28 protein-coding genes and 1 pseudogene are annotated in these 25,962 nt (G+C 66.8%); 10 read left to right on the top strand and 19 right to left on the bottom strand.

All coding sequences use genetic code 11. The features are described from left to right. Window positions 1–60: 60 nt before the first annotated feature. Window positions 61–546, bottom strand: a complete 486-nt coding sequence (locus G6N46_RS29095; protein ID WP_407665197.1) for a WXG100 family type VII secretion target — start codon at window positions 544–546, stop codon at window positions 61–63. A 145-nt stretch (window positions 547–691) separates the two neighbouring features. Here G6N46_RS29095 and G6N46_RS19370 point away from each other — a divergent pair, with 145 nt between their 5' ends. Further along, complete coding sequence (locus G6N46_RS19370) at window positions 692–1,159, top strand: hypothetical protein (protein ID WP_135355600.1); 468 nt, start codon at window positions 692–694, stop codon at window positions 1,157–1,159. Here the strand turns inward: G6N46_RS19370 and G6N46_RS19365 are convergent. Genes G6N46_RS19365 through G6N46_RS19350 form a run of 4 tightly spaced genes read right to left on the bottom strand, consistent with a single transcriptional unit; the run spans window position 1,138 to window position 3,215 of the window. Continuing rightward, complete coding sequence (locus G6N46_RS19365) at window positions 1,138–1,443, bottom strand: hypothetical protein (RefSeq protein ID WP_135355601.1); 306 nt, start codon at window positions 1,441–1,443, stop codon at window positions 1,138–1,140. The two genes, G6N46_RS19370 and G6N46_RS19365, sit on opposite strands and share 22 nt — an antisense overlap. Continuing rightward, a complete protein-coding gene (locus G6N46_RS19360; RefSeq protein ID WP_135355602.1) occupies window positions 1,440–1,760 on the bottom strand; it encodes a DUF4333 domain-containing protein in 321 nt (106 codons plus the stop codon). Before G6N46_RS19360 ends, G6N46_RS19365 begins: the two co-directional genes overlap by 4 nt. A gap of 17 nt (window positions 1,761–1,777) precedes the next feature. After that, the gene (locus G6N46_RS19355; RefSeq protein ID WP_135355603.1) at window positions 1,778–2,200 is read right to left on the bottom strand and encodes a hypothetical protein; all 423 of its coding nucleotides are present in this window, start codon (window positions 2,198–2,200) and stop codon (window positions 1,778–1,780) included. Window positions 2,201–2,210: 10 nt separating this feature from the next. After that, the gene (locus G6N46_RS19350) at window positions 2,211–3,215 is read right to left on the bottom strand and encodes a PHP domain-containing protein (protein ID WP_135355604.1); all 1,005 of its coding nucleotides are present in this window, start codon (window positions 3,213–3,215) and stop codon (window positions 2,211–2,213) included. Window positions 3,216–3,287: 72 nt separating this feature from the next. Here G6N46_RS19350 and G6N46_RS19345 point away from each other — a divergent pair, with 72 nt between their 5' ends. Then, complete coding sequence (locus G6N46_RS19345; RefSeq protein WP_135355605.1) at window positions 3,288–4,139, top strand: LLM class F420-dependent oxidoreductase; 852 nt, start codon at window positions 3,288–3,290, stop codon at window positions 4,137–4,139. Window positions 4,140–4,671: 532 nt separating this feature from the next. Here G6N46_RS19345 and G6N46_RS19340 read toward each other — a convergent pair. From G6N46_RS19340 to gltB, 3 genes are all read right to left on the bottom strand, one after another. Further along, window positions 4,672–5,463, bottom strand: a complete 792-nt coding sequence (locus G6N46_RS19340) for a polysaccharide deacetylase family protein (protein ID WP_135355618.1) — start codon at window positions 5,461–5,463, stop codon at window positions 4,672–4,674. A gap of 224 nt (window positions 5,464–5,687) precedes the next feature. Next, a complete protein-coding gene (locus tag G6N46_RS19335; protein ID WP_135355606.1) occupies window positions 5,688–7,154 on the bottom strand; it encodes a glutamate synthase subunit beta in 1,467 nt (488 codons plus the stop codon). Further along, on the bottom strand, window positions 7,147–11,754 hold the full coding sequence (gltB, locus tag G6N46_RS19330) for a glutamate synthase large subunit (RefSeq protein ID WP_138251142.1): 4,608 nt from the start codon (window positions 11,752–11,754) through the stop codon (window positions 7,147–7,149). The genes G6N46_RS19335 and gltB overlap by 8 nt, the downstream gene beginning before the upstream one ends. Before the next feature lie 550 nt (window positions 11,755–12,304). On the opposite strand from gltB, the pseudogene G6N46_RS28760 reads away from it, so the two are divergent. Beyond that, window positions 12,305–12,400 (top strand): annotated as a pseudogene (locus tag G6N46_RS28760) (aquaporin Z); the annotation flags it as partial. Between the two features lie 51 nt (window positions 12,401–12,451). Here the strand turns inward: G6N46_RS28760 and G6N46_RS19325 are convergent. From G6N46_RS19325 to G6N46_RS19315, 3 genes are all read right to left on the bottom strand, one after another. Then, window positions 12,452–13,348: a DNA-3-methyladenine glycosylase family protein gene (locus G6N46_RS19325; protein WP_138251143.1), complete on the bottom strand. Its 897-nt coding sequence runs from the start codon at window positions 13,346–13,348 to the stop codon at window positions 12,452–12,454. Window positions 13,349–13,357: 9 nt separating this feature from the next. Further along, window positions 13,358–13,723, bottom strand: a complete 366-nt coding sequence (locus tag G6N46_RS19320; protein WP_138251200.1) for a DUF427 domain-containing protein — start codon at window positions 13,721–13,723, stop codon at window positions 13,358–13,360. A 99-nt stretch (window positions 13,724–13,822) separates the two neighbouring features. Beyond that, window positions 13,823–14,266 (bottom strand): chitin-binding protein, encoded by a 444-nt coding sequence (locus tag G6N46_RS19315; protein ID WP_138251144.1) that lies wholly within the window; start codon window positions 14,264–14,266, stop codon window positions 13,823–13,825. A 261-nt stretch (window positions 14,267–14,527) separates the two neighbouring features. On the opposite strand from G6N46_RS19315, the gene G6N46_RS19310 reads away from it, so the two are divergent. Continuing rightward, entirely contained in the window at window positions 14,528–14,998 is a 471-nt protein-coding gene (locus G6N46_RS19310; protein ID WP_138251145.1) for an SRPBCC family protein, read from the top strand. Between the two features lie 22 nt (window positions 14,999–15,020). Here G6N46_RS19310 and G6N46_RS19305 read toward each other — a convergent pair whose 3' ends face one another. Then, entirely contained in the window at window positions 15,021–15,587 is a 567-nt protein-coding gene (locus tag G6N46_RS19305; protein ID WP_138251146.1) for a TetR/AcrR family transcriptional regulator, read from the bottom strand. A gap of 139 nt (window positions 15,588–15,726) precedes the next feature. On the opposite strand from G6N46_RS19305, the gene G6N46_RS19300 reads away from it, so the two are divergent. Further along, on the top strand, window positions 15,727–16,689 hold the full coding sequence (locus G6N46_RS19300) for an oxygenase MpaB family protein (RefSeq protein ID WP_138251147.1): 963 nt from the start codon (window positions 15,727–15,729) through the stop codon (window positions 16,687–16,689). Window positions 16,690–16,707: 18 nt separating this feature from the next. Here G6N46_RS19300 and G6N46_RS19295 read toward each other — a convergent pair whose 3' ends face one another. The 3 genes from G6N46_RS19295 to G6N46_RS19285 all read right to left on the bottom strand — a co-directional run bounded on the left by G6N46_RS19295 (window position 16,708) and on the right by G6N46_RS19285 (window position 19,121). Further along, window positions 16,708–17,529, bottom strand: a complete 822-nt coding sequence (locus tag G6N46_RS19295; RefSeq protein ID WP_138251148.1) for a class I SAM-dependent methyltransferase — start codon at window positions 17,527–17,529, stop codon at window positions 16,708–16,710. Window positions 17,530–17,592: 63 nt separating this feature from the next. Further along, on the bottom strand, window positions 17,593–18,612 hold the full coding sequence (locus G6N46_RS19290; RefSeq protein WP_138251149.1) for an NAD-dependent epimerase/dehydratase family protein: 1,020 nt from the start codon (window positions 18,610–18,612) through the stop codon (window positions 17,593–17,595). Continuing rightward, a complete protein-coding gene (locus G6N46_RS19285) occupies window positions 18,609–19,121 on the bottom strand; it encodes a nuclear transport factor 2 family protein (RefSeq protein WP_061002251.1) in 513 nt (170 codons plus the stop codon). The genes G6N46_RS19290 and G6N46_RS19285 overlap by 4 nt, the downstream gene beginning before the upstream one ends. Window positions 19,122–19,213: 92 nt before the next feature. On the opposite strand from G6N46_RS19285, the gene msrA reads away from it, so the two are divergent. After that, the gene (msrA, locus tag G6N46_RS19280; protein ID WP_061002255.1) at window positions 19,214–19,717 is read left to right on the top strand and encodes a peptide-methionine (S)-S-oxide reductase MsrA; all 504 of its coding nucleotides are present in this window, start codon (window positions 19,214–19,216) and stop codon (window positions 19,715–19,717) included. A 48-nt stretch (window positions 19,718–19,765) separates the two neighbouring features. On the opposite strand, the gene G6N46_RS19275 is transcribed toward msrA, so the two are convergent. Both G6N46_RS19275 and G6N46_RS19270 read right to left on the bottom strand, forming a co-directional pair. Then, window positions 19,766–20,581 carry an alpha/beta fold hydrolase gene (locus G6N46_RS19275; RefSeq protein ID WP_138251150.1) on the bottom strand — a complete coding sequence of 272 codons (816 nt, stop codon included), beginning with the start codon at window positions 20,579–20,581 and terminating at the stop codon, window positions 19,766–19,768. A gap of 9 nt (window positions 20,582–20,590) precedes the next feature. Beyond that, entirely contained in the window at window positions 20,591–21,934 is a 1,344-nt protein-coding gene (locus G6N46_RS19270; RefSeq protein WP_138251151.1) for a cytochrome P450, read from the bottom strand. Between the two features lie 102 nt (window positions 21,935–22,036). On the opposite strand from G6N46_RS19270, the gene G6N46_RS19265 reads away from it, so the two are divergent. Next, window positions 22,037–22,651, top strand: coding sequence for a TetR/AcrR family transcriptional regulator (locus tag G6N46_RS19265; protein WP_138251152.1), 615 nt, complete (start codon window positions 22,037–22,039; stop codon window positions 22,649–22,651). On the opposite strand, the gene G6N46_RS19260 is transcribed toward G6N46_RS19265, so the two are convergent. Then, window positions 22,628–23,197: a TetR/AcrR family transcriptional regulator gene (locus G6N46_RS19260; RefSeq protein WP_133426221.1), complete on the bottom strand. Its 570-nt coding sequence runs from the start codon at window positions 23,195–23,197 to the stop codon at window positions 22,628–22,630. The genes G6N46_RS19265 and G6N46_RS19260 overlap by 24 nt on opposite strands. Before the next feature lie 55 nt (window positions 23,198–23,252). On the opposite strand from G6N46_RS19260, the gene G6N46_RS19255 reads away from it, so the two are divergent. Continuing rightward, window positions 23,253–23,801, top strand: coding sequence for a nicotinamidase (locus G6N46_RS19255; protein WP_138251153.1), 549 nt, complete (start codon window positions 23,253–23,255; stop codon window positions 23,799–23,801). Between the two features lie 26 nt (window positions 23,802–23,827). On the opposite strand, the gene G6N46_RS19250 is transcribed toward G6N46_RS19255, so the two are convergent. Then, window positions 23,828–24,598 (bottom strand): enoyl-CoA hydratase/isomerase family protein, encoded by a 771-nt coding sequence (locus G6N46_RS19250; RefSeq protein ID WP_138251154.1) that lies wholly within the window; start codon window positions 24,596–24,598, stop codon window positions 23,828–23,830. A gap of 55 nt (window positions 24,599–24,653) precedes the next feature. Between G6N46_RS19250 and G6N46_RS19245 the strand changes: the two genes are divergently transcribed. After that, a complete protein-coding gene (locus tag G6N46_RS19245; protein WP_061002276.1) occupies window positions 24,654–25,112 on the top strand; it encodes a MarR family winged helix-turn-helix transcriptional regulator in 459 nt (152 codons plus the stop codon). Then, window positions 25,109–25,918: an ATP-binding cassette domain-containing protein gene (locus tag G6N46_RS19240; protein WP_061002278.1), complete on the top strand. Its 810-nt coding sequence runs from the start codon at window positions 25,109–25,111 to the stop codon at window positions 25,916–25,918. Before G6N46_RS19245 ends, G6N46_RS19240 begins: the two co-directional genes overlap by 4 nt. Window positions 25,919–25,962: the final 44 nt, after the last annotated feature.

The following is a 25,962-nucleotide window of genomic DNA, read 5'->3' as shown; positions in this document are numbered from 1 at the left end:
GCTTCGTCGATCATTCAGTCATCGAATCGACGGCGGGCGCTCTGACCCTGTCATCACACGTCAGCAATTGGCCGTCGGTATGCAGGCGGGGGTGGTACAGGTGGCCGTGCACGCGGGTGTTGTGACAACAGGCATGGGGCAAATGCCATCATTCGTAGGGCCACCGATGCCCGCCCCCGCTGGTGGCGCGAGGTTAGCCCGAGTGAATTGGACGTCCAGATCAAAACCATCGTTACCGCTAGAGATGGCCTCAGCTGCCTTGTGCACCGACGTCGCCCCCGACTCATCGGTCTCCGCGTACCTCTTTGCTGCGCCGGTGAATTTCGTGCCATGCTCTTCAAGGTCCTGCGAATGCGTGTTGGTCGCCGCTTGAAATTCGGCAGCCAGGGAGGCCAACGCTTCTGCCGAAGTACCCGCCCAGCCAGACCGCGCAGATGCAATCTCGGTATCGCTGTTCGCAAGCGATGCCCTGACCTCCGCAGCAATACTTGCGATCTCAGCACCTGACCTGTTGAGGTCCTCCGAATCAACTCGCAACTCGGCCATCGCCACCCCCTGTACAGTCCTCACCTGCGTCGACATTCTCCCCTGAACCCACCCTAACCCACGTTGATCTGATCGATCCGCACCAATTTTCAACGCCCTGCCGCCCATTTGACGCTGCTAGTCTGAACGAGCGAGAGGAGCCGCATTGCCCGATGATTCGTGGGACGATCCTGAGGATGAGTTCGATGATGCAGGCACCTCTGGCGACTTCGAACCCTGGTTCCCGGCAACTGATAACGACGACCATTTTCGAGCCGTCCATGACGAACCAACCGCACCACTGACACTCACCGTCACCGTGACCAACGCTGCAAGTACGGTCAGCGCAACTGCAACAATCAGTGGATGGCTGCGGCGCGTCGAACTCTCGCGGGAGATGCCACGCATTCCCGAATGGCAACTCGCGCAAGAGATTATCGCTACCGCCAAGCTAGTCTGTATGAAAGGCCGGGCACAGCAACGAACTTTGATCGAGGGCATGCTTTCGCATCAGGGTGTCGATGCACAGGCCGCCCGTGACTACGTCGACCAGCACATGAACCTACCGACGCCAGATCAGGCCGCGGCGGCCGAAGCGCAGGCCCGTTCACGCTATTTGCGCGGCGAATCCTGACGCACGGATCCGCCTTGGGGCATCGACGCCATGGTGATCGACCCTTCGGCATCGTGCCGCCATTCGACCACGTGGTCCACCGCGTGCACCTCCCGCCGCTCGCCATCGAGCCTCAGGTGAATCTGGAAAGTCAGCACCACCGCAAGGTCTTCGAGCACTTGCCGCCAGTCCGGGTCATCGGACTTCCACTCCGCCACCAGGTCGACACCGTCGGCAGCGCCGTCCCGGATCAGCCACGGGCGCGCCGGGCTGTTCAGCTGCAGCAGGCCGTCGTGAAGCGTCACTTACCGGGAATGAGTTCGATGCTGAGGGCGATGTCGGACCCGCGGATGTCCACGGCCCTCACCGTCGCACGACGGCTCGTCTTGCCGGTGACAACGGTGCACGTCTGAGCTGCTCCCACCTTCGCCTCGAGGCCACCGTCGCAGACCACCGAATCGATGGTCGACGTGGTCTTGGTGCTCAGCTTGCTCTTTACCGCCGTCTCCAACTTGTCTTTCGGCATGGTGGCGGCCCCGGTGCCGATGTGGAAGGAGCACGACGTCAGCAGGCCCGCGGCGGCCAGTGCGGCGAACCAACGCGTCGTAGATCGACCATCCATGCTGAAACTCCCTCGGCTCACAGTTGCGCAACCACGAAACCCGCCAGCAGCACGAGAAATCCACCGACCTCGCCGAGGATCAGCGCCAGCATCCCGGCGTGCAGGCTGCCGCTGGGGTGCTCGAACTGGTTGGTGGTGTCCTGGCGAAACCCATGCTGGATGTACGCGGCGATCGCGACGACGAAGAAGAACACCAAAACCATTGCGGCCGTGAGGTTCACCCACGCCGGCCAGGCACTGAGCTGCACGAACACCGCGACCAGCAGGGTGGCGAACGAGTACATCAGCGCGGCCCGGTGCGCGATGTCCACGTAGGGATGCGCCAGATGGTCCGGATTGACGGCCATCTGCCGGTACTTCCAGATGCCGAGAACCAGCGCCAGCAGGAAGATCAGGCCGGCGGCGAAAAGCGTGACGGCGGTCGCCGTACCGAGAACCATGGGCCCGACGCTACGCGCCGGCCCACGACAGCAGTCGCTCGACCGGCCAGGTGTTGACGATCCGCTCCGGCGGCACGTCGGCATCCAGTGCCCGCTGCGCCCCGTAGCCGAGGAAGTCCAGCTGGCCGGGCGCATGCGCGTCGGTGTCGATCGAGAACAGACACCCCGTGTCCAGGGCCAGGTTCAGCAGCCGGGTCGGGGGGTCGCGCCGTTCGGGGCGCGAATTGATCTCCACCGCAACATCATTGGCGGCGCATGCCGCGAACACCGCCGCCGCGTCGAACTTCGATTCCGGCCGGGTGCCGCGGGAGCCTTCGACCAGGCGGCCCGTGCAGTGGCCCAACACGTTGGCTTGACCGCCGGACACCGCGCGCACCATGCGCCGGGTCATCGCGGCGGCGTCCATCGACAGCTTGGAGTGCACGCTGGCCACCACGACGTCCAGCCGCTCCAACAGTTCGGGTTCCTGATCCAGCGAGCCGTCTTCGAGGATGTCGACCTCGATACCGGTGAGGATCCGCATCGGCGCGAACCGGTCACGGATTTCGTCGATGACGTCCAGCTGTTGACGGAGCCGGTCCGCGCTGAGGCCGTTCGCGACCGTCAACCGCGGCGAGTGGTCGGTGAGCGCGCAGTACTCGTGGCCCAAACGCTGTGCGGTGGCCATCATTTCGCTGATGGGTGCCCCGCCGTCAGACCAGTTGGAGTGCAGGTGCAGATCGCCTTTCAGCGCCGCGCGCAGTTCTCTCCCACCCAAATCGGCTGCCGCCGTGCGAAGTTGGACCAGCGCGTCGGGCTCACGACCGGCCCAGGCCTGGGCGATCACGGCGGCGGTCTTGGGTCCGACGCCGGCGAGTGTCTGCCAGCTGTTGGTCCGGCCCAGCTTCTCGCGGTGTTCGGGTGTCAGCGCCTCCACGACGTCCGCGGCTTTGCGATAGGCCATGACGCGACGGGACTCCTCACGCGCGCGGTCTTTGTAGAAGGCGATCTCCCGCAGCGCGGCCACCGGGTCCATGGCGTCCAGTCTGCCAATGCTTCGAGAAAACTCACAGGAATTAGGAGCCGGTCGTGACTAGTTTCAATAAGCGTGCGATTCGCCTTCAAAACCTCACCGCAAGACACCACCTGGTCGGACATGCTCGCCGTTTGGCAGGCCGCCGACGATATCGACGCTTTCGAGTCCGGCTGGACCTTCGACCACTACTATCCGATCTTCTCCGACTCGACCGGCCCATGCCTGGAGGGCTGGGTCACGCTGACCGCGCTGGCGCAGGCCACCAAGCGGCTGCGGGTCGGCGTTCTGGTCACCGGCATCCACTATCGGCACCCGGCAGTGCTGGCCAACATGGCGTCCGCGCTGGACATCGTGTCGAACGGCCGGCTCGAGCTGGGTATCGGCGCCGGCTGGAACGAAGAGGAGTCCGGCGCCTACGGCATCGAGTTGGGCTCCATCAAGGAGCGGTTCGACCGCTTCGAAGAGGCCTGCGAGGTGCTCAAAGGCCTACTCAGCCAGGACACCACGACCTTCGACGGCAAGTTCTATCAGTTGAAGGACGCCCGCAACGAGCCGAAGGGCCCGCAACAGCCGCATCCGCCGTTCTGCATCGGCGGTAGCGGCGAGAAGCGCACCCTGAAGATCACCGCCAAGTACGCCGATCACTGGAATTTTGTCGGCGGGACGCCGGAGGAGTTTGCCCGCAAGCGCGACGTGCTCGCGGCGCATTGTGCCGACATCGGACGCGATCCCAATGGGATCACCCTGTCGGCGCACGTTCGGCTCGGCCAGGACCGGGACTACCGCAAGGTCGTCGACGAGGCCGCGGGCCTGGGTGCCGAAGGGCTGGACCTGGCGATCATCTACATCCCGCAACCGCACGACCCGGCCGTGCTGGAGCCATTGGCCGAAGCCATCCGGGACTCCGGGTTACTGACGGCCTGAGATACGGCAACCGCCCGGAGCCGAGAATTCGGTTCCGGGCGGGCGTGCGTTCTTAATTATCGCGGAGGTCACAAATCAATAACGATCAGCAAATCAGCTGACGTTACCGCCGAATACGGCCGGCTGCGGCAGTCGATCAGGCGCTAGACGCCGAAGCGGACCATGTCCGCGGCGGTGACCAGGCGCTCGTTCTTGGCCGGGAACTCGCGGCTCTTGACCGGGTGACGGAACAAGGACCAGGCAATACGTCCCATGCGTGAACGTGAAAGCGGGTTGTTGTACACGGTGATCACTCCTGCGGTCGGCGATTGGTTGCACCGTGGGGCCAGACTATCGCACGGCCCTCGCGTTTTCATTACAACGCCGGCCATCGGCAAACCTTTGGAGGCGCGCCGAAAGTAACAGCGGCGCGTCGGATGTGACTGGTGTGATTCCTGGTGCAGGAGAAACCCTTAAAACCCTCTTAATTTAAGAGGGTGAGGCGCCGACCAAGTGACCCACGAGACAATATGAGCTACGTCACGCGGGCGAATCAGACGGGAAGTTCGCGCGGCTTCCGAAACACGTCGTCGAGCGTGACGGTCCGCAGATTGCGTTCCTTCAGCAGGTCGACCAGCTGGCCGTAAACGTGCGTCACCGGTAGGTGGTTCAGGTGGCCGATGACGACCGTCTGCTCGGTGAAGTACTTGCCCGCCATCTTGAGGATGTAGTCCTCGGTGACGATGTTCTCGTCGCCCAGCGATCCCGTCCACATCGTCGGCGTCGAGTAGCCGAGCTCCGCCGCGATCCGATCGACGATCGCGTTGTGGCTGCCATAGGGCGGCCGGTAGTACGGACGCGAGTCGACCCCGAAGGTCGACTGCAGGAACTTGTGGTTGCGCTCGAGCTGGTCGACGATCTCGTCCTTGGAGAGCTTCGCCAGGTCCGGATGCGACCAGGTGTGGTTGCCCAACTGAATCTGCCCCGACTCCACCAGCGGCAGCATCAGGTCCCGATTCTCGGTCCACGACTGGTACCGGCCGTTGACGAAATAGGTGAGCCGCATCCCGGTGTCCCGCGCGAGCTTGGTGTACGCGCGCACCACCTCGGAACTCACACCGTCGTCGAGCGTGATCGCCACGCGGTTACCGGCCACATCCGGCAGGCTGCTGAGCTCGCCGCCACCCGGCAAGGCCAATCCCATGCCCCGCTGTACCGGTTCCTTCGGAGCCTTAGGCGGCGCCGCGGCCACCGTCGCCGACGGTCCGTCGACAGCGCACCGCGCCAGGCCCACGCCGGCCACCACCGAGGCCGACAAACCCACGAGAAAACGTCGCCGGCTCAGCTCGGAGCCGGCGAACAGGGATCCGGGTGCAGTGGAAAAGTTCGCCATAAGTATTCAGTTCTGGTCGATCGGGACCCGAACCGATCCATTGTGCAACTCCAGTAACAGCAGCCCCATGCGACACACCCGGCGGTATCGAGTCGTTACCAACTGCATCCGCCGCTCAGATAGCAGTTCGCCGGCCCCAGGAAACCCGGGACCGGCGAACTATGCGTCTGACAAAACTACCGCTGCGGCGCAGCCGTCGGCTTGATCGGCTTCGGCAGTGCCGACTCACCCATCAGGAACCGGTCCACGCCGGCAGCCGCGGCGCGGCCCTCGGCGATGGCCCACACGATGAGCGACTGACCGCGGCCCATGTCACCGGCGACGAAGACGCCGGGCACGGTGGTCTGGAAGTCGTTGTCCCGAGCCACGTTTCCGCGGTCGGTCAGCTCGACGCCCAGCTCGGTCAGCAGGCCTTCACGCTCCGGGCCGACGAAGCCCATGGCCAGGAAGACGATGTCGGCGGCGAGTTCGAAGTCCGAACCCTCGACCTTCTCGAACTTGCCGGCCTTCATGACGACCTCATGCACCTTCAGTGCCGAGACCTTGCCGTCTGTGCCCAGGAACTCCTCGGTGTTGACCGAGAAGACGCGCTCGCCGCCCTCTTCGTGTGCCGACGACACCCGGAACATCAGCGGGTAGGTCGGCCACGGGGTCGACTCGGCGCGCTCCTCCGGCGGACGCGGCATGATCTCGAACTGGTGGATGCTCTCGGCACCCTGCCGGTGGGCGGTGCCCAGGCAGTCGGCGCCGGTGTCACCACCACCGATGATGACGACCTTCTTGCCCTTGGCCGTGATCGGCGGCTGGCCGTCGGGTCCGAGGACGTCGTCACCGAGCTGCACGCGGTTGCCCCACGGCAGGTACTCCATGGCCTGGTGGATGCCCTCGAGCTCGCGCCCGGGGATCGGCAGGTCACGCCATGCGGTCGCGCCACCGGCCAGGACCACCGCATCGAAGTCGTCCTGCAGCTGCTCGACGGTGATGTCGACGCCGACGTTGACGCCGGTGCGGAACTGCGTGCCCTCGGCCGCCATCTGCTCGAGACGACGGTCGATGTGCCGCTTCTCCATCTTGAATTCCGGGATACCGTAACGCAGCAGACCACCGATGCGGTCGGCCCGCTCGAGGACGGTCACGTCGTGGCCGGCGCGGGTGAGCTGCTGGGCAGCGGCCAGGCCGGCGGGTCCGGAACCGACGACGGCGACCTTCTTGCCGGTCTTCACGTCCGGGATCATCGGTTTGACCCAGCCCTGATCGAAGGCGTTGTCGATCAGCTCGACCTCGACCTGCTTGATGGTCACCGGGTCCTGGTTGATGCCGAGGACGCACGACGCCTCGCACGGCGCCGGGCACAGCCGCCCGGTGAACTCCGGGAAGTTGTTGGTGGCGTGCAGACGCTCGATGCCGTCGCGCCAGCGGTCCCGGTACACCAGGTCGTTCCACTCGGGGATCAGGTTCCCGAGCGGACAACCGTTGTGGCAGAACGGGATACCGCAGTCCATGCAGCGCGAGGCCTGGACCTGCAGGGTCTCCTTGGAGAACTCCTCGTAGACCTCTTTCCAGTCCTTGAGGCGCAGGTCGACCGGCCGGCGGGTCGGGGTCTGACGGTGGGTGTGCTTGAGGAAGCCGTTCGGATCAGCCACGAGCGGCCGCCATGATCGCTTCGCTGACGTCCTCGCCGGCGGCCTCGGCCCCGGCGATCGCCTCCAGCACCCGCTTGTAGTCGCGAGGCATCACCTTGATGAACTGCTCCTTCTGATTCTGCCAATCGGCCAGAATCCGCTGTCCCACAGCCGATTCGGTGCCATCGACATGGGCGGTGATGATCTCGTGCAGCCACAGTTCGTCGGTGGCGTCCAGCGCATCGAGATCGACCATCTCGCCGTTGATGTTGCCCGGCAGGGCGCCCTTCGGGTCGTAGACGAAGGCCATACCGCCGGACATACCGGCGGCGAAGTTACGGCCGGTCTCGCCGAGGATGACCACCTTGCCACCGGTCATGTACTCGCAGCCGTGGTCGCCCACGCCCTCGACGACCGCCACGGCGCCCGAGTTACGCACCGCGAACCGCTCGCCCACCACACCGCGCAGGAAGGCCTGGCCGCTGGTGGCGCCGAACAGGATCACGTTGCCGCCGATGATGTTCTCCTCGGCGACGTAGCCGGCCGGCGCGTTCTTCGACGGGCGCACCACGATGCGTCCGCCCGAAAGGCCCTTGCCGACATAGTCGTTGGCGTCGCCGTTCACCCGGAGGGTGATGCCCTTGGGCAGGAACGCGCCGAAGCTGTTGCCCGCCGAGCCGTCGAACGTGATGTCGATGGTGCCGTCCGGCAGACCCTGGCCGCCGTGAACCTTGGTGACCTCGTGGCCCAGCATGGTGCCGACGGTGCGGTTCACGTTGGTGATCTTCATGGCGAGGCTCACCGGCACCTTGGACTCGATGGCGTCCCGGCACTCGGCGATCAGCTGCTGGTCGAGCGCCTTGTCCAGACCGTGGTCCTGGCCCGACGTGCAGTACAGATCCTGCTTCATGAAGGCCGACTCCGGCTCGTACAGCACCGGGGTCAGGTCCAGCTTCTGCGCCCGCCAGTGGGCGACGGCCTTGCTGGTGTCCAGCGCGCCGACCTGGCCGACCATCTCGTTGATGGTGCGGAAACCCAGCTGCGCCATGAGCTCGCGGACCTCTTCTGCGATGAACAGGAAGAAGTTCTCCACGAATTCCGGCTTGCCGGTGAACCGTTCGCGCAGCACCGGGTTCTGGGTGGCCACACCCACGGGGCAGGTGTCGAGGTGGCAGACGCGCATCATGATGCAGCCCGAGACCACCAGCGGTGCGGTGGCGAAACCGAATTCCTCGGCACCCAGCAGCGCGGCGACGACGACGTCGCGGCCCGTCTTGAGCTGACCGTCCACCTGCACGACGATGCGGTCACGCAGACCGTTCAGCAGCAGGGTCTGCTGCGTCTCGGCCAGGCCCAGCTCCCACGGGGCACCCGCGTGCTTCTGCGAGGTCAGCGGGGTGGCACCGGTACCACCGTCGTGCCCGGAGATGAGCACCACGTCGGCGTGCGCCTTGGACACCCCGGCTGCCACCGTTCCCACACCATTTTCGGACACCAGCTTCACGTGGATGCGGGCCTCGGGGTTGGCGTTCTTCAGGTCGTGGATCAGCTGCGCCAGATCCTCGATCGAGTAGATGTCGTGGTGCGGCGGCGGCGAGATGAGGCCGACACCCGGGGTCGAGTGCCGTACCTCGGCCACCCACGGGTACACCTTGTGCCCCGGAAGCTGACCGCCCTCACCGGGCTTGGCGCCCTGGGCCATCTTGATCTGGATGTCGGTGCAGTTCGTCAGGTAGTGCGACGTGACACCGAAGCGGGCCGACGCGACCTGCTTGATGGCGCTGCGTCGCCAGTCACCGTTGGCATCCCGGTCGAAGCGCTCGACGTTCTCGCCGCCCTCACCCGAGTTCGACCGTCCGCCGAGGCGGTTCATGGCGATGGCCAGCGTCTCGTGGGCCTCGGCCGAGATGGAGCCGTAGCTCATCGCGCCGGTCGAGAACCGCTTGACGATCTCGCTGGCAGGCTCGACCTCGTCGATCGAGATCGGTTCGCGCACACCGTCTTTGAAGGTGAACAGGCCACGCAGGGAGGCCATGCGCTCGCTCTGGTCGTCGACCAGCTTGGTGTACTCCTTGAACACCGAGTACTGCCCGGTGCGGGTGGAGTGCTGCAGCTTGAACACCGTGTCCGGGTTGAACAGGTGGTACTCGCCCTCACGGCGCCACTGGTACTCGCCGCCGACCTCGAGCTCGCGGTGCGCCCACTCGTCGGGCCGGTCGAGGTAGGCGAGGCTGTGCCGTGCCGCGACGTCGGCCGCGATGTCGTCGAGGTCGATACCACCGGTCGGACAGGAGATGCCGGTGAAGTACTCGTCGAGCACGCGCTGGCTGATGCCGACGGCCTGGAACAGCTGGGCACCGGTGTAGGAGGCCAGCGTCGAGATGCCCATCTTGGACATCACCTTCAGCACACCCTTGCCGGCGGCCTTGACGTAGTTGGCCTTGGCCTGGTCGCTGGTCAGACCGGTGATGACACCGCGGTCGACCATGTCCTCGACGGTCTCGAAGGCCATGTACGGGTTGATGGCGGCGGCGCCGACACCCACCAGCATGGCCATGTGGTGCACCTCGCGGGCGTCACCGGATTCGACCACCAGGCCGACCTGGGTACGGGTGCGTTCCCGGACCAGGTGGTGGTGGACGGCCGCCGTCGACAGCAGCGACGGGATCGGCGCGAGCCATTCGTTGGACTCGCGGTCCGACAGCACGATGATGCGGGCACCGTTGCGGATGGCCTGCGACACCTTGGTGCGCACGTCCTCCAGGGCGCGGCGCAGACCCTCGCCGCCGTCGGCGACGGGGTACAGGCAGCTGATGACCGCGGCACGCATGCCGTGCTTGCGGCCCCGGATCTCGTGGTCGGGGTCGACGCAGATCAGCTTGGACAGGTCGCCGTTGCGCAGGATCGGCTGCGGAACGACGATCTGCCGGCACGAGTTCTCGTCCGGGTTCAGCAGGTCGCCCTCGGGGCCGATGACGCCCGAGAGGCTGGTGACGACCTCTTCGCGGATGGCGTCCAGCGGCGGGTTGGTGACCTGTGCGAACAGCTGCTGGAAGTAGCAGTAGAGCATCCGCGGCCGCTGCGACAGCACAGCGATCGGGGTGTCGGTGCCCATGGAGCCCAGCGCCTCGGCGCCGGTGCGTGCCATGGGCACGATCAGCTGGGTGACCTCTTCGTTGGTGTAGCCGAACGCCTGCTGACGCAGCACCACGCGGTGGTGCGGCATCTTGACGTAGTCGCCCGGGGGCAGGTCGTCGATGTGGAACAGGCCGTTGTCGAGCCACTCCTGGTAGGGGTGCTCGGCCGCCAGCTTGTCCTTGATCTCCTCGTCGTCGACGATCCGGCCCTCGGCCATGTCCACGAGGAACATGCGGCCGGGCTGCAGGCGCATCTTCTTGACGACGGTCGACGGGTCCAGATCCAGGACGCCGGCCTCGGAGGCCATGACGACCAGGCCGTCATCGGTGACCCAGATGCGCGACGGACGCAGACCGTTGCGGTCCAGGACCGCGCCGACGATGGTGCCGTCGGTGAAGCACACCGACGCCGGGCCGTCCCACGGCTCCATGAGCGACGCGTGGTACTGGTAGAACGCCCGGCGGGCGGGGTCCATGGTCTCGCTGCGTTCCCACGCCTCGGGGATCATCATCAGCACGGCGTGGTGCAGCGGACGTCCACCCAGGTGCAGGAGTTCGAGCGCCTCGTCGAACCGTGCGGTGTCCGAGGCGCCCGGCGTACAGACCGGGAAAATCTTGTTCAGGTCGTTGTGGAACCCGAACACGTCGGTGTGGATGAGCGCCTCACGGGCCCGCATCCAGTTCTCGTTGCCGTTGACGGTGTTGATCTCACCGTTGTGCGCGACCCGCCGGAACGGGTGCGCCAGCGGCCACGACGGGAACGTGTTGGTCGAGAACCGCGAGTGCACGATGCCGAGCGCGCTCTTCATCCGCTCGTCCTGCAGGTCCAGGTAGAACGCCTTGAGCTGCGGGGTGGTGAGCATGCCCTTGTAGACGATGGTCTTGCCGGACAGGCTCGGGAAGTACACCGTCTCGCGACCGGGGCCGTCCTGACCCGGGCCCTTGGTGCCCAGCTCATGTTCGGCCCGCTTGCGGATCACGTAGGCGCGGCGCTCGAGCTGCATGTCGTCAGCGCCGGCGATGAAGATCTGACGCAGGGTCGGCATGGCGTCGCGCGCCAGGGCGCCCAGCGACGACTCGTCGAACGGCACGTCGCGCCAGCCCAGGACCTGCAGGCCCTCGGCTTCGACGATCTTCTCGACGGCCTCGCACGCCAGCTTGGCGTCGCGGGCCGACTGCGGCAGGAAGGCGATGCCCGTGGCGTAGCTGCCCTCGGCGGGCAGCTCGAAGCCTTCCTCCGCGCACACGGCGCGGAGGAACTCGTCGGGTACCTGCAGCAGGATGCCTGCGCCGTCGCCGGTGTTCGGCTCGGCACCCGCAGCACCGCGGTGCTCCAGGTTCAGCAGTGCCGTGATCGCCTTGTCGACGATGTCGCGGCTCCGACGTCCGTGAATGTCCGCGACCATGGCGACGCCACAGGCGTCGTGCTCATGCGCGGGGTTGTACAGCCCGACCTTGCTGGGTCCGCCGTGCTGCGGCGCCATTCCCACCTAACCCTTCACCATCTTCTTTACGAAGCATCGCTTGACCGCCGCTTTTAGCGGCGCCAGCGGACTGAGCGACGGTATGCCAGCGTGCAGCACTGAACGACGGGCCGTCCCGCTCGCCTCGATTGAGACAAAACGATATGACAAACCCGGCCTGACATGCCAACTTAGGCAGGCCTAACGAGGTTGCTGCGACTGTGGTCGACAACACTCGAAAGCTACCGGTCGGTAGCGCCAATTTTATTGGAGCCCTTGCATTTTCGCCAATCAATTCCGGCCGCACCCCAACCGGACCCACCCGCACCACCGGTCACCACACCCGAGTTTGGTTTGCTATATATCACATTTCCGCAGGCTGTTACCAAAAGTTTATTTGCTGTAAAGATTGCTCAGATTCTTAGATTCGCGACCCGGGCACCGGGCAACCTCCGGTCACCTTTGGGCGGCTGTTCAGCAACGACCGCCGGCTGCGGCACGCATCGGTGGGACGCTCGAAATGCTGTTTGCTGACCCGGCTTTTTCGATTGGAATTGGAGGGTTTGACCAAATGAGTGCTCCCACGATGACACACAAGCTGGCAGCGGAGGCCGTCGGTACCTTCTGGCTGGCCCTCGGCGGCTGCGGCGCCGCGGTTTTTGCCGCCAATCCGACCGAACCCACTGTTGTTCGGCACCGCCCCGGAGCCGGATCGGGACTAGATCTTCTTCAGACTCGGAATCGCCTGGCGCGCACCGAATCTCGGATTGCGCGCGAGTCCACTGACCTCCAGCAGCCGGACCGCCCGATGACGGTGCGGCCGGAGCGGTTCGAGAAGTTCGACCATCGCGGCGTCGTCGATCGGGTGGCCCAGCAGGGTCCAGCCGACCATCTTCGCCAGGTGATAGTCGCCGACCGAGAGGGCGTCGGCGTCGCCGAACGCCTTCTGCACCGTCTCGGCGGCCGTCCACAGCCCGACTCCCGGCAACGACATCAGCGCCGTCGTCGCGGTCTCGGCCGTCAACCGCTCCAGCGCATCGGCCCGCTGCGCGCAACCGACCAGGGTGCGGGCCCGGCCGGGGTCCACGTTGGCCCGGTGAAATTCCCAGGACGGGATGCGGCGCCACGCCTCGGCCGTCGGCGGCAGTCGCATCCCGGCCGGCGCCGGGCCGGGTGCGGGCGCGCCATACCGCATGGTCAGCATGCGGAACGAATTCCACGCATCCCGGCCTTGCACCCGTTGTTCGAGGATCGCCGGGATCAGCACCTCCAACACGCGCCCGGTGCGGCACAACCGGAGATGCGGAACCCGCCGCCAGGCTTCGGCAATGATCGGTTCGGCCGGCGCGAACCCTGTCGCGTCGTCCTCGGCGCCGACCAGCCCGGGCAGCCGGTCCAGAAATTCGGCGGCGCCGTCGCCCCACACCTCGCAGTCGACGGTGTTCAGCTGCCGCGAGCTGAGCCGTGCTGTCACCCCGCCGGTGCGCATCAGGCTGGTGCGCCAGATGACGCCGTCGACGGTCCGGAAAGTCGGGTCGGTCCCGCCACGGCGCAGCGGCGACAACGTCAGCCCGAGGCCGGCCGGGCCGTCCAGGGTCAGGCTGGCGGTGGGCACTGATTCAGGTTAGGCGGGCTGCACCACGATGTCGGCCTTGTCCGGATAGAACGCCACCCGGCCGGCGATCTCCGCGACCGCCGGGTAGGGCTGTTCGTAGGTCCAGATGACGTCCTCGACGCCGGCGACGTGGTAGTAGCCGGCATCACCCTTGTACGGGCAGTAGCTGGTGGCCGTGCTGCGGGTCAGCGCCGACCGGTCGATGTCGGCGAGCGGAATGTATTGCACCGCTGGATAATTCGACTCCTGCAGGGTGAGTGCATCGGTGGTGTCCGCGACCACGCGGCCGTCGACCGTGACGGTGACACGTCCGGCGGTCGGCTTGATCGTGATGGGGTGAGCCGCACTGGGCTGTAGCACGGGACGCTCGGTCATGCTCATTGCAACACCTTTCTCGGCGGCACCGATTCCCGACATGACGCTGGGCCTGTCACCAATGACAGGCCCAGCCATCAGACGGCAACTACTGACGGATTACAGCGCAATCCAGATGCCGAAGAACCAGAAACCCCACGCCATGAAACCCGGGTCCCACACCGGGTACACGGTGTAGCCCCAGTAGTCGAACGGTGGAGGCGGCGGGGCCCACGGCGGCGGCGCCACCCAGATGATGTTCGGCCTCGGCGGTGGTCCCCAGCCCCACGGGCCCGGGCCATGACCCCACGGCGGCGGGCCGCCACGCCAGTGCCAGTCACCCGGCCCCGGGTCGCCCGGCCTGGGGTGCCAGTTGCCCTGGTCACCCGGATGCCAGTCATCGTGATCGCCCGGGTTGCCGGGCGGTGGCCCGCCGGGCCCGCCACCGGGACCACCCGGGTTTCCGGGCGGACCGCCCGGATTTCCAGGTGGACCACCCGGGTTCCCGGGCGGACCGCCGCCACCCGGACCGTGCCCGTTACCCGGACCATTGCATACCTGCATCGGCGGGCATGGTGCAGGCTTCGCCTGCGCGATATTGACTCCCAATCCCATAATCGCCGCGCTCACACCGGTGGTGAGTGCGGTAGCTGCCACAAATGTCTTTTTGCTCATATCAACCCAACTCCTTCGTTGGAAGGTGCCGTCACGCGGTATATCGCCGGCATACCCCCAAACGGTTACCCGCAAAGATCGCGCATTCTTGTTGCGCCAGCGACAATTACCGCTTGCCCTACCCCGGACGGTCTGTCTACGATCAGCCCCATGACCGCACAGGGACCCGCCTCCGTCACCGCTGCCATCGAGATCGCTGCCAGCCCGTCGGCTGTCTACGCGTTGCTGACCGATCTGCCCACCCTGGCCTCGCTCGCCGAGGAGGCACACACCATGGAATGGCAGAAGGGTTCGTCAGCGGTACCGGGTTCGGTGTTCAAGGGACACAACCGCAACGGCTCGAAGACGTGGACCACGAGCTGCACCGTCACCGAGGCCGAGCCGGGTCGGACGTTCGGCTTCGCCGTGAAGTCCTCGATCGTGCCCATCGCGCACTGGCGCTACGACATCACCGAGACGGCGGGCGGCTGCCGCGTCGCCGAGTCGACCTGGGACAACCGGCCGGGTCTGCTGAAGTTGTTCGCCGCATCGCTCACCGGTGTCGCCGACCGCGATGCGGCGAACGCCGAGAACATCCGGTTGACGCTCGAGCGGCTGAAGGCCCGCGCCGAAGCCGCGTAGGACGTATCGGGACGGCGGGTGCCTAGCCGGGTCGGCCCACCAGCAACCCGGCCGAGGCGAACTTCAAACCGCAGCGGAGCTCGTCGAGTTGGATCGGGTCGTCGCTTTCGATGTACCGCGTCGTGGTGGCCACGGCCATGTTGAAGAACAGCCACGCCAACGCTCGCGGGCTCAGCTCGTGGCGGTACTGGTCCCGGTAATGCGCCATGTGCAGGGTTGTCATCGCCAGCAGCGTCGCGTTCAGGCCTGAGGCGTTCTCCAGTGTGCGTGCATAGTCCGGCCGGTCGGCGACGTAACGGATCAACTTCCGGTTGGCGATCGTGAAGTCGATCAGGATGTCGATCGACGCCTGCATGGCGTCCTGCGGCTGCTCCAAGGTGACGGAGCGGAGCATGTCCTCGATCAGCGGCGCCTGCTCGGCGGCGAGCTGCTCGATCGCGGCGTGGATGAGCTCTTCCTTGTTGGCGAAGTACTGGTAGATGGAGCCCTTGCTGACGCCGGCCCGTGCGGCGATGGCGTTGGTGGTGATCTGGTCGGGGTCCGTCTTCTTCAGCATCTTCACGGCAGTCGCAATAATTTTTGCGACCATCTCACGAGAACGTTCCTGCTGTGGCAGCTTCCGCTGGCCTGACATGCGACTTTCCATCTCAGTCCTTGAGTCCGAATGCGACTTGAATGCGACCTTTAGGTCAGATTACCGTCGCCTCACACGGCAGGAGGTGCGCTGAATGACCGCCACATCGGATGTCTCGATCCCGACCGCCGAAGAAGCCGGAGAATCCGCCGTCGAACTGGTTCCGCTCGACTCGCTGACGGGTGAGCACACCGGCCGGTGGACCTTCCTGATCGTCGACGGAGCGGCGTTCATGATGCAGGCGATGCACCCTGTCATCGCTGAGATCACCGGCCGCTATTCGGCAGCGTTCCACGGAGATCCGGGTGGGCGGGCAATCCGCAGCGTCGACTCGGTGCTGCGCTGGACCTACGGCGGCACCGAGGCCGTCGCCGAAGGCAACCGGGTGCGCGCCCTGCACCAGCCGATCACGATGAAGAGCGCCGAGACCGGAAAACAGATCAGCGCGCTCAATCCCGAGGCCTATCAGTGGGTCATCGCCACCGGCTACATCGTCAACGCCGAAGGCGGGGGCAAGCTGCTGATCGGACGCGACTTCACCGACGCCGAGAAGGACGAGCTGCTGCGCGACAACCGTCGGCTCGCCCGCCTGCTGCACGTGCCGATGACCGGCTACCCGACGACGCGCGCCGAGATGGCCGACTACTACGAGGCCATGATCGACAAGCTGGAAGGCACGCCGCAGGCGCTGCAGTTGATCGAGGAGATGCGGACCGGCAACGTCGCGCTGCCACCATCCGTGCCGAAGCTGTTGCACCCGTTGGTTCGTCGCGCGCTCCGTCCCGCGCTGCGGTTCAACTACCTGTCGGTGGTGGGTCTCCTCGAACCACGGCTGCGGGCGAAGCTCGGGGTCACCTGGAGCGACGCCGAGGAGCGTCAACTTCAGCGCACCTATGCCGTGGTCCGCGCGGCCTACCGCGTCCTGCCCGATCGGCTCACCTACTTTCCGCTGGCCTACCACGCGCGGAAACACCAAGCGTGCCTTGACAAGATGAAGCGGCGGCAGCAGAAGTCGTTCGCCTACAACCTGCCCGAGCATCCACCTGCCGCACGCTGAGACCGCGAAGTCGCCCCGTCAGCCCCACGAATACCGGTGGTACTGCGACATCTGACGCATACCGGGTACCGCGCGCATGACGGCCGCCATCACTCGCAACCCCGTCGGCAGCCGGTCGTAGCCGTCAGGGCCCAGGGCGGACTCCCACGACAGCAGCCGCAGTCCCGGCACCGTCGACAGGACGTCATCCGGGCCGTCCATGGCCCACTTCAACGTCGCGCCCGAACGGCGCACCACGGAGTTCGTCCACTGCAGTTTCACGCCCAGCCGACTGAAGGCATCGAATTGCAGTTCCCCGCTTGGGAAATGCGCCACGATGCGACGGAACAGGGCCTGGCCGTCGGCCTCGCTGAGATACATGGTGAGACCCTCGGCGAGCATCAGCACCGGGCGGTCGGCCGGGATGTCGGCGAGCCAGGCCGGGTCCGTCACCGATGCGGACACGATGTGGCAGTGCTCGCGGGGCGGGTAGAGTCGGCGCCGCAGATCGGTGACCTCCGGGTAGTCGATGTCGTACCAGTCGACGCCGGGCCCGGGGTCCAGCCGGTAGTACCGGCTGTCCAGGCCGCAACCCAGGTGCAGCACAACGGCTTTCGGATGCACGGCCAGGAACTGCCGGGCCGTCTTGTCGAAATAGGCCGACCGCAGGGTGATGCCCGGCGACCTGGCGGCCGTGACCGTGGTCTGCGACCAGTCGTAGTCGATGCGCGCGACGACATCCCGGGCATAGGTGTCGTGCAGGACCGAATTCGGTAGGTCGGCGTCGAGCGCCTTGCCGTACAGCGTGGCAAGCATCGTCTGCGGCGCCCCGGTCAGGTCCACCTGCAATCTGTCCGTCATGGTTTCGACGCTAGCCGTGACCGCCACTGCCGCGCCACGACTTAACGCCGTACGGCGCGTTGTTCAGCCGGCGGACTTCTGGGCCTGACGAGCCTTACGCAGCCCCACCCAGAACCGCGCCGCCTCCCGCACCGCGTCCTCGACCGGCCTTGGCTCCCAACCCAATTCGGCCCTGGCCTTGCTGCAGTCGACGGGCGCCTCGGCGCGCATCAGCCGCAGCGACGCCAGCGACATGTGCTCGTCGGTGCCTTTGATCCGGCCTTTGACGGTGCCCATCGTGGCGAGCGCGTAGGTCACCGGCAGCGGCAGCGACCTGGCCGGCGCCGGCACCCCCGCCTCCGCCGCGGCGATCCGCGCCACCTCGGCATTGCTGATCATCTTGTCGGAGATCAGGTATCGCTCACCGGGCCGGCCCTTGTCGGCCGACAGGATCAGGGCGCGGGCGGCGTCGTTGACGTCGACCGCCTCCAGTTCGATGCCGCTCATCACGAACGGCAACTTTCCGAACGCGGCACCGGCGATGATGGCGCCGTGCGGCGTACGGCCCCAGTCGGTTCCGCCGTACGTGGTGGACACGCACATCGCGACCGCTGGCAATCCTCGCTCGCGGGCGTATTCCAGCACCAGTTTCTCGGCCTGCACGCGCGACCGCACGTACGGCGGCAGGGTGCGCTCGTCGGCGATGTCGTCCTCGGTGGACACGAAGCCGCGCTTGCGTCCCACCGTGGCGTAGCTGCTGGTGAAGACGAATTTCTTGAGGCCCGAGGCGATTTCGGGCTCCACCGCGATATCCAGCACGTTGCGGGTGCCCTCGACGTTGGTGCGGAACAACGGCGACGGGTCCCGGAGCCAGCCGCGGGTGTCGACCACGCAGTAGTAGACGACGTCAGCGCCGGTCATCGCGGCGCGCAGGGTGTCGTTGTCCCAGATGTCGCCCTCGTAGCGGGTCACGTCGAGGTCGTCGATTCCGATGGTGTTGGCGCCGGCCCGCACCATGACCCGCACGTCTTCCCCGGCCGCCACGAGCTGCCGGGTGACGTGCGAGCCGAGGTAGCCGTTGGCCCCGATGACGAGGGCGGTCACCGGCGTCCCCTGCCACCGACCTTGCGCATCCACTCTTCGGCCACCTCGGGCAACGTGCCCAGCGCTTCGGCCTTCTTGCACCACGCCATGGTGGTCTCGAGGAACTTCATGGGGTTGTAGATGTCTTCCTGCTTGCTCCACAGGCCGTCGCCCGCGTATGTCATGATCGAGATGTTGGTGGCGCCGATGATGGTGCCGTCTCCCGGATCGCGCATGGGGTTGTCGAGTTCGCAGATGACGCGGCCAGTGGCCTCGTCATAGACCTTCCACAGCGACGGGAACGACGTCATGTAGCTGCCCGGGAAGTTCTCCATGGTGTTCCAGATCCAGGGCCGCACTTCCTCGCGCCCGTGCATGGTGCCCATGGCGTGCTCGATGTACAGCACGTCCTCGGTGTAGTGGTCGGTCCACGGATCCCAGTCGCGCGTCTGGGCGGCGCGGTCCACGGTCTGCTCGAAGACGTCGAATGCCGCGATGAGTTCCTCGCGACTGAAGGTGTTGCCCGTCACAGGAAAACTAGAACACGTTCTAGCGACGTTTGTCGAGCACTTGCGCAGTCGCCGGGACTTTGGTTCCCTGGAGTCAAAGCGAGGAGGCGTACATGACCGACACTGCGACCGCGATCCTGGCGGGCGGCTGCTTCTGGGGGATGCAGGACCTGATCCGCAAGCAACCGGGCGTGCTGACCACGCGCGTCGGCTACACCGGCGGATCGAACGATCACCCGACCTACCGCAACCACCCCGGCCACGCCGAGGCCGTCGAGATCATCTACGACCCCAGCCAGACCGACTTCCGCGCGCTCCTGGAGTTCTTCTTCCAGATCCACGACCCGTCGACCGTCAACCGGCAGGGCAATGACGTCGGCACCAGCTACCGCTCGGCCATCTTCTACACCGACGACGAGCAGAAGCGCATCGCCGAAGACACCATCGCCGACGTCGACGCCTCGGGTCTGTGGCCCGGCAAGGTGGTCACCGAGGTGACGCCGGCCGTGCCGTTCTGGGAGGCCGAGCCCGAGCACCAGGACTACCTGGAACGCATCCCCAACGGCTACACGTGCCACTTCCCGCGGCCGGGCTGGAAACTGCCCAAACGAGCGTGATTTGTGCACGATTTTCCGCGCCAGCCGCGGAAAATCGTGCACAAATCACTAAGTCCCGGCGCGCTCGGCGATCAGCCGGGCGACCAGTTCGGGATGCTGATCCGGCAACCAGTGGTTGGCGCCCTCGACGATCTCGAACTTGTACGGCGCATGGACGAACTGCTCGGTGAGCAGGGCGCCCTTGCGGCCGAGCGCGATGTCGCCGTCGCTCCAGATGTAGGTGGTGGGCCGGACCACCGGCGTGAACGCCGACTTCGGGTTGACGAACGGCATGGCGCGGTACCAGTTGAGCGCGGGAGTCAGCGCCCCGCTGTCGAACACCTCGGCCTGGGTGACGGCCAGCGCATCGGCGGTCATGCCGCTGCGCGGCATCGCCAGCTGCGCGAATCGTTCACCGAGCCAAGGGAGTTGGAAGATCAGCATGTAGTACGAGTGCAGCGCCTGCGTCCCGACGGCCATCGCCTTCAGGAAGGCACCGGTGTGGGGCACCGACACCGCGGTCAGGGTGCGCACCAACTCGGGTTTCGTCGCCGTCAGCGCCCAGGCGATCGCGGCGCCCCAGTCGTGCCCGGCCACGTGCACCGGCCCGCCGACCAGGTCGATCAGCGCGGCGACGTCATCGGTCAACTTGGGAATCGTGTACTGGCGCCGGCCCTTCGGCCGGGCACCGGGTGAATAGCCGCGCTGGTTGGGCACCAAGGTGCGGAAACCATTGGCGTGCAACAGCTCCGCCACGGCGGCCCAGGACTCGGCGGTCTGCGGGAAGCCGTGCAACAACACCACGACGTCGCCGTCGATGGGGCCGGAGTCAACCACATCGAAGGTCAGTCCGTCATTGCGGTACTGCGTAATCCGTTCGGTCACAGCACGAACCTACAGCGGGGTGACGCGCCTGCGTAAGGTCACGCGACCGCCATCTTTCGGCGTGTAGGCCACGCCGCGGGAGAAGACCTTCTCGCCCGGCGCGCTGGTGACCTGAATGGCGAAGTGCCGCAACACCGTCCGTAGCACGACGTCCATCTCGACCTGGGCGAACACCGCCCCGACGCAGCGCCGGGTACCGCCACCGAACGGCAGGAAGGCCAGCGGGGGCCGGCGCCCGAGGAACCGCGCGGGGTCGAACCGCTCCGGATCCGCGAATTCCTTTGCGTCCTCGTGCATGTGGTCGATGGCGACGATGACCGAGAAGCCCCGCGGGATGACCCATTCCCCGAGCTGGAAGGTCGGCGCGTACACATGCCGGCCGGCGAAGTCGATGATGGTGCGGATGCGCTGCACCTCCAGGATGGTCGCCAGGCGGTACTCGTCGGTCTCACCGGCTGCCACCTCGTCTTCCAGGCGCCGCAGCACCTCGGGGTGCCGGGAGATCCGCTCGAACACCCACGCCATGGTGGCCGCGGTGGTTTCGTGGCCGGCCGCCAGCAGCGTCAGCAGTTCGTCGGCGATGTCGCTGCGGGACATCGCCGTTCCGTCCTCGTAGGTGCTGCGCAGCAGCAATGCCAGGACGTCGTCACGGCTCTCGAGCTGAGGGTCGGCGGCGACCGCGTCGATCAGCCGGCCGACCACCTCGTCGTACCGTCGCCGGTATTCGGCGAGCCGGCCCCACGGTGTGAAGCGGCCGTAGGTGCGCGGCGGCATGGGCAGTACCGCCAGCCGCGATCCCAGGGTGACCCACGGCGGGATGATGCGCCGCAGTTCGTCGAGGTGGTGACCGTCTGCGCCGAACACCGCGCGCAGGATGGCGTTGAGGGTGATGTGCATCATCGGCTCGAGCGTGGGGAACGACTTCCCCTCCGGCCAGGACGCCGCCGCGCGCAGCGTCTCCTCCTCGAAGATGCGCTCGTAGTTCTTGATGCTCTTGCCGTGGAACGGCGGGGTCAGCAGCTTACGGCGCAGCCGGTGCTCGGAACCGTCGAGCGCGAACACCGATCCGCTGCCGAGGACGCGCGACAGGTTCGGCTGGATGTTGCCGACATCGGCGGGGTTGGCCGCGAACAGCTGTTTGGCCAGCTGCGGGTCGGTCACCATGACCGCACGGCCGAAAACCGGTGCGTCACAGGTGAATACCGGGCCCAGTCGCGGCACCATCCGGTTGACGAACTTCCGCCGGTTGGTCGCGAACGCCACCCCTTGGAGAAACTTGGGCACTCCGGTCGCCGGTGGCAGGTGGATCGCCGGCGCACGCTCGGTGAGTTCAGCGGTGACGGTTTCGGTCATGGCACGCTCCAAGCCACTGATTACGCGGTACCACGGTGTACCGCGTCGTTATCCGGTACGGTACCGGCTGGTACCAGAGGTGACAAGGGTTTTGGGAGAGCGATGGCAGACGGCGAGGTCAACGCGGCGCAGCCGTTCCGCGGGCGGCTGCTCGACGGGCTGGCCACCTCGCTGGAGACCCGGGGCTACCGCGACACCACCGTCGCCGACATCGTCCGGAACGCCAAGACCTCGAAGCGCACGTTCTACGACCAGTTCGCGAGCAAGGAAGAGTGCTTCGTCGAGCTGCTGCGCGCCAACAACGAGGACCTCATCGCCCGGATCCGCGCCGCGATCGATCCCGACGGCGACTGGGAGCAGCAGGTGCGCAACGCGGTCGACGCGTACGTCGCGCACATCGCTTCCCGGCCCGCGATCACCCTGAGCTGGATCCGGGAGGCCCCGGCGCTCGGTGACGCCGCGCTGCCGCTCAATCGCCTGGCCATGGAGCATCTGACCGACATGGTCGTCGATCTCACGAGCGGTTCGGGATTCGAGCGCGCCGGCATCGCCCCGATCAGCCGGCCGGTGGCCCTGATCCTGCTGGGCGGCCTCCGTGAACTCACGGCACTGCTCGTCGAGGACGGCCGCGACGTCGCGGAGCTCACCGAGCCGGCAGTCACCGCCGCGCTCGCGATGCTGGGCACCCGATCGTCAGCGCAGCATCAGCCGGGCTGACTTCTCCAGCCGCCCGGCAATCTCGTCGTACGACGTGAACCCCATGCCGGCCCGGACCAGCGCGCCCGAATACAGCATCTCCAGCGACTCGATGACGTCGTTGTCCACGTCCGGGCCGAGTGCCGCGGCCAATCGCGAGCGAATGTCCCCGGCGATGCGCTGCCGCAGCACCTCGACATCCGGGTCGCGGCCCAGCAGCGCGTTGGTCACGGCCCCGGCGAACTCCGGCTCGTCGATCACCAACAGCGCGATGTGCCGCAGCACCTCGGTCACCCGAGTGGCAGGATCGTCGGAGTCGTGCGCCGCGGGCGGTGACGACGCCAGCCGGCGCCAGAACACCTCGGCGACCAGGTGTTCCTTCGACGAGAAGTAGGTATAGGCCGTCGCCGCGCCGACACCGGCGTCGGCCGCGACCCGGCGGACCGTCAGCCCCGCGAAGCCTTCGCGGCGCAACAGGTCGAGCGCGGCACGGCTCAGCCGGTCGACCGTATCGGCCTGTTTGGCCGTCAACCGGCGCCGGGTGGGCTCAAGCGCCTGTTCAGACACGTGTCCGGACGCTACGGCAACCAGCGAAGCGCAGCAAGCGGTCTACCGTGGACACATGCGGGCGTTGATCGTCGTCGACGTGCAGAACGACTTCTGCGAAGGGGGATCCCTTGCGGTCTCCGGCGGTGGCGAAGTGGCTCGCGCGATCACCGGCCTGCTGGCCCGCCGCGAGTACGACCATGTCGTCGCCACGGCCGACCACCACATCGACCCGGGTGCGCATTTCTCCGACCAACCCGACTTCCTGACCTCATGGCCGCCGCACTGCGTCGCGGGCACACCGGGCGCGCAGTTCCATCCCGAGCTCGACGTGTCCACGGTCGAGGCGGTGTTCCGCAAAGGACCGTATTCCGCCGCATACAGCGGGTTCGAAGGCGAGGTCGACGCCGGCACCGCGCTGGCGGACTGGCTGCGCGCCCGCGGGGTCGACGAGGTCGACGTGGTCGGCATCGCCACCGACTACTGCGTCAAGGCGACGGCAGCCGACGCCGCCGAAGCCGGGTTCCGCACCCGCGTCCTGCTCGACTACACGGCCGGGGTGTCGGCCGACGGCATCGCGAATGCCGTTGCCGCCCTGCGAGATTCCGGCGTCACGGTGGTCTAGACAGTCGGGTCCACCGGACGGCCCGTTCACCGCGGCAGGCGCCCGGCCTGCAGCGCCCGCACCCCCTCCTTGGCGTCGTCATGCGCCATCACCGCGCGGTGGATCTCGGTCTCCCGCTGCCCCACCTCGTCGCGCGACAGCTCGAAGGACTCCCAGAGCAGCCGCTTGCTGGCCGCCACCGACATCGGCGCGGTGTTGTCCGCGATGTCATGGGCCACCGCCAGCGCGGCGGGCAGCACCTCGTCAGCGGGCAGCACCCGGCCGGCGATGCCGAGTTCCGCCGCTCGGTGGCCGTCGAAAGTTGTTCCGGTCAAGAGGATTTCCGCGGCCCGGGCGATGCCGACCAGCCGGGGCAACGCCCAGTGCGAGTAGGCGTCCCCCACCACGCCGCGGCGCACCTGCACGACGCCGTAACGCGCGTCGGCGGCGAAGATCCGGATATCGCACTGCAGCGCCAAGGTGAGGCCCAGCCCGATCGCATGTCCGTTGACCGCCGCGATCACCGGCTTGCTCAACGACCACGCCGGGACCGGGATGCCCGCCGCACTGAACTCGGGGCCGGGCGCGGCGAACGTCTGGTCGCCCGCGGCCAGGTCGGCCCCGGCGCAGAACGCCGGCGGCGCGCCGGTCAGCACGATGGCCCGCACGTCGTCGGCCGCGTTGCAGCGGCTGTACGCGTCGGCGAGTTCCTCACGCATGCCGTCACCAAAAGCGTTGCGCCGCTCCGGCCGGTTCAGCGTCAGCGTCACCACACCACCGTCGAACGCGGTCAGCAGTGTGCGGTATTCAGGGAACACCGCCCGAGTAAACCACGGTTCTGCAATACCTCTGCAACAGAGCTATTATGAGGACGTGCCCGCCGACACCGCCCTCAGCTCCGACCTCACCACCGGCCTGTTCCACACCGTCGGCAGGTTTCGCCGGCAACTGCGCCGGACCGCCGGCGGGAGCTTCGCGGGCGTAACCCAATCGCAAGCCGAACTGCTCAGACTCGTCGGCCGGCAGCCCGGCATCTCGGTTCGGGAAGCCGCACAGGAACTGGGCCTGGCCGCCAACACCGCGTCGACCCTGGTCTCCAAGCTGGCTGCGGACAACCTCCTCGTCCGCAGCGTCGACCCCGACGACCGCCGCATCGGCCGGCTCCGGCTGACCGCACCCGCCCAGCAGCTGGCGGACGAGACCAGGGCCGCCCGCCGGGCCGCCCTCGATGTCGTCCTGAAGCAACTCAGCACCGAGCAAATCGACAATCTGACAAAGGGTTTGGCGGTCCTGGCCGAGATGACCCGAATGCTCCAGGAGGGCCAGCCATGAGTACTCCCGCCGTCGAATGCGACCACGTCACGCACCGCTACGGCGATCTCACCGCGGTCGATGACCTCAGCCTCACCGTCGGCGTGGGCGAAACCATGGGACTGCTCGGCCCCAACGGCGCGGGCAAGACCACCCTGGTACGGCTGCTCACCACCCTGACGCCGGTGCAGCACGGGCAGATCCGCATCTTCGGGCTCGACGCCGACCGCCGCACCATGGATATCCGCCAGAACCTCGGCTATGTGCCGCAACAACTCTCGATCGAATCCGCCCTCACCGGACGCCAGAACGTCGACCTGTTCGCGCGGCTGTACGACGTGCCGCGCCGCGACCGCCGGGACAGGGTCGACGATGCGCTGCGCGCCATGCAGCTGCTCGATGTCGCCGACCGGCCCGCGAAGACGTTCTCGGGCGGCATGGTCCGGCGACTCGAGCTGGCCCAAGCCCTCGTGAACCGGCCCTCACTGTTGATCCTCGACGAACCCACCGTCGGCCTGGATCCCATTGCGCGCGACAGTGTCTGGGCCCAAGTGGCGCACATGCAGCAGGAGTTCGGCATGACGGTCCTGCTCACCACGCACTACATGGAGGAAGCCGACGCGTTGTGCGACCGCGTTGCCCTGATGCACCACGGCGTCCTGCAGGCCGTCGGGTCGCCCACCGATCTGAAGGCGACGCTCGGCCCGGCCGGCACCCTCGAGGACGTCTTCCGGCACTACGCCGGGTCCGACCTGTCGGGGGACGACGACCGCCAGACCCTCAAGGAAATCCGCGCCGGAAGGAGGACTGCCCGTCGTGTCAGTTGACGTCGAACTCGTCGCCGCACCGCGCGGCGCCAGGCGCATCGGTG

Origin of the sequence: Mycolicibacterium phocaicum (genome assembly GCF_010731115.1) — a bacterium.
GTDB classification, from domain to species: Bacteria; Actinomycetota; Actinomycetes; order Mycobacteriales; family Mycobacteriaceae; genus Mycobacterium; species Mycobacterium phocaicum.
The sequence above is the reverse complement of the archived record's forward strand: the minus strand, read 5'-3'. Positions and strand labels throughout refer to the sequence as shown.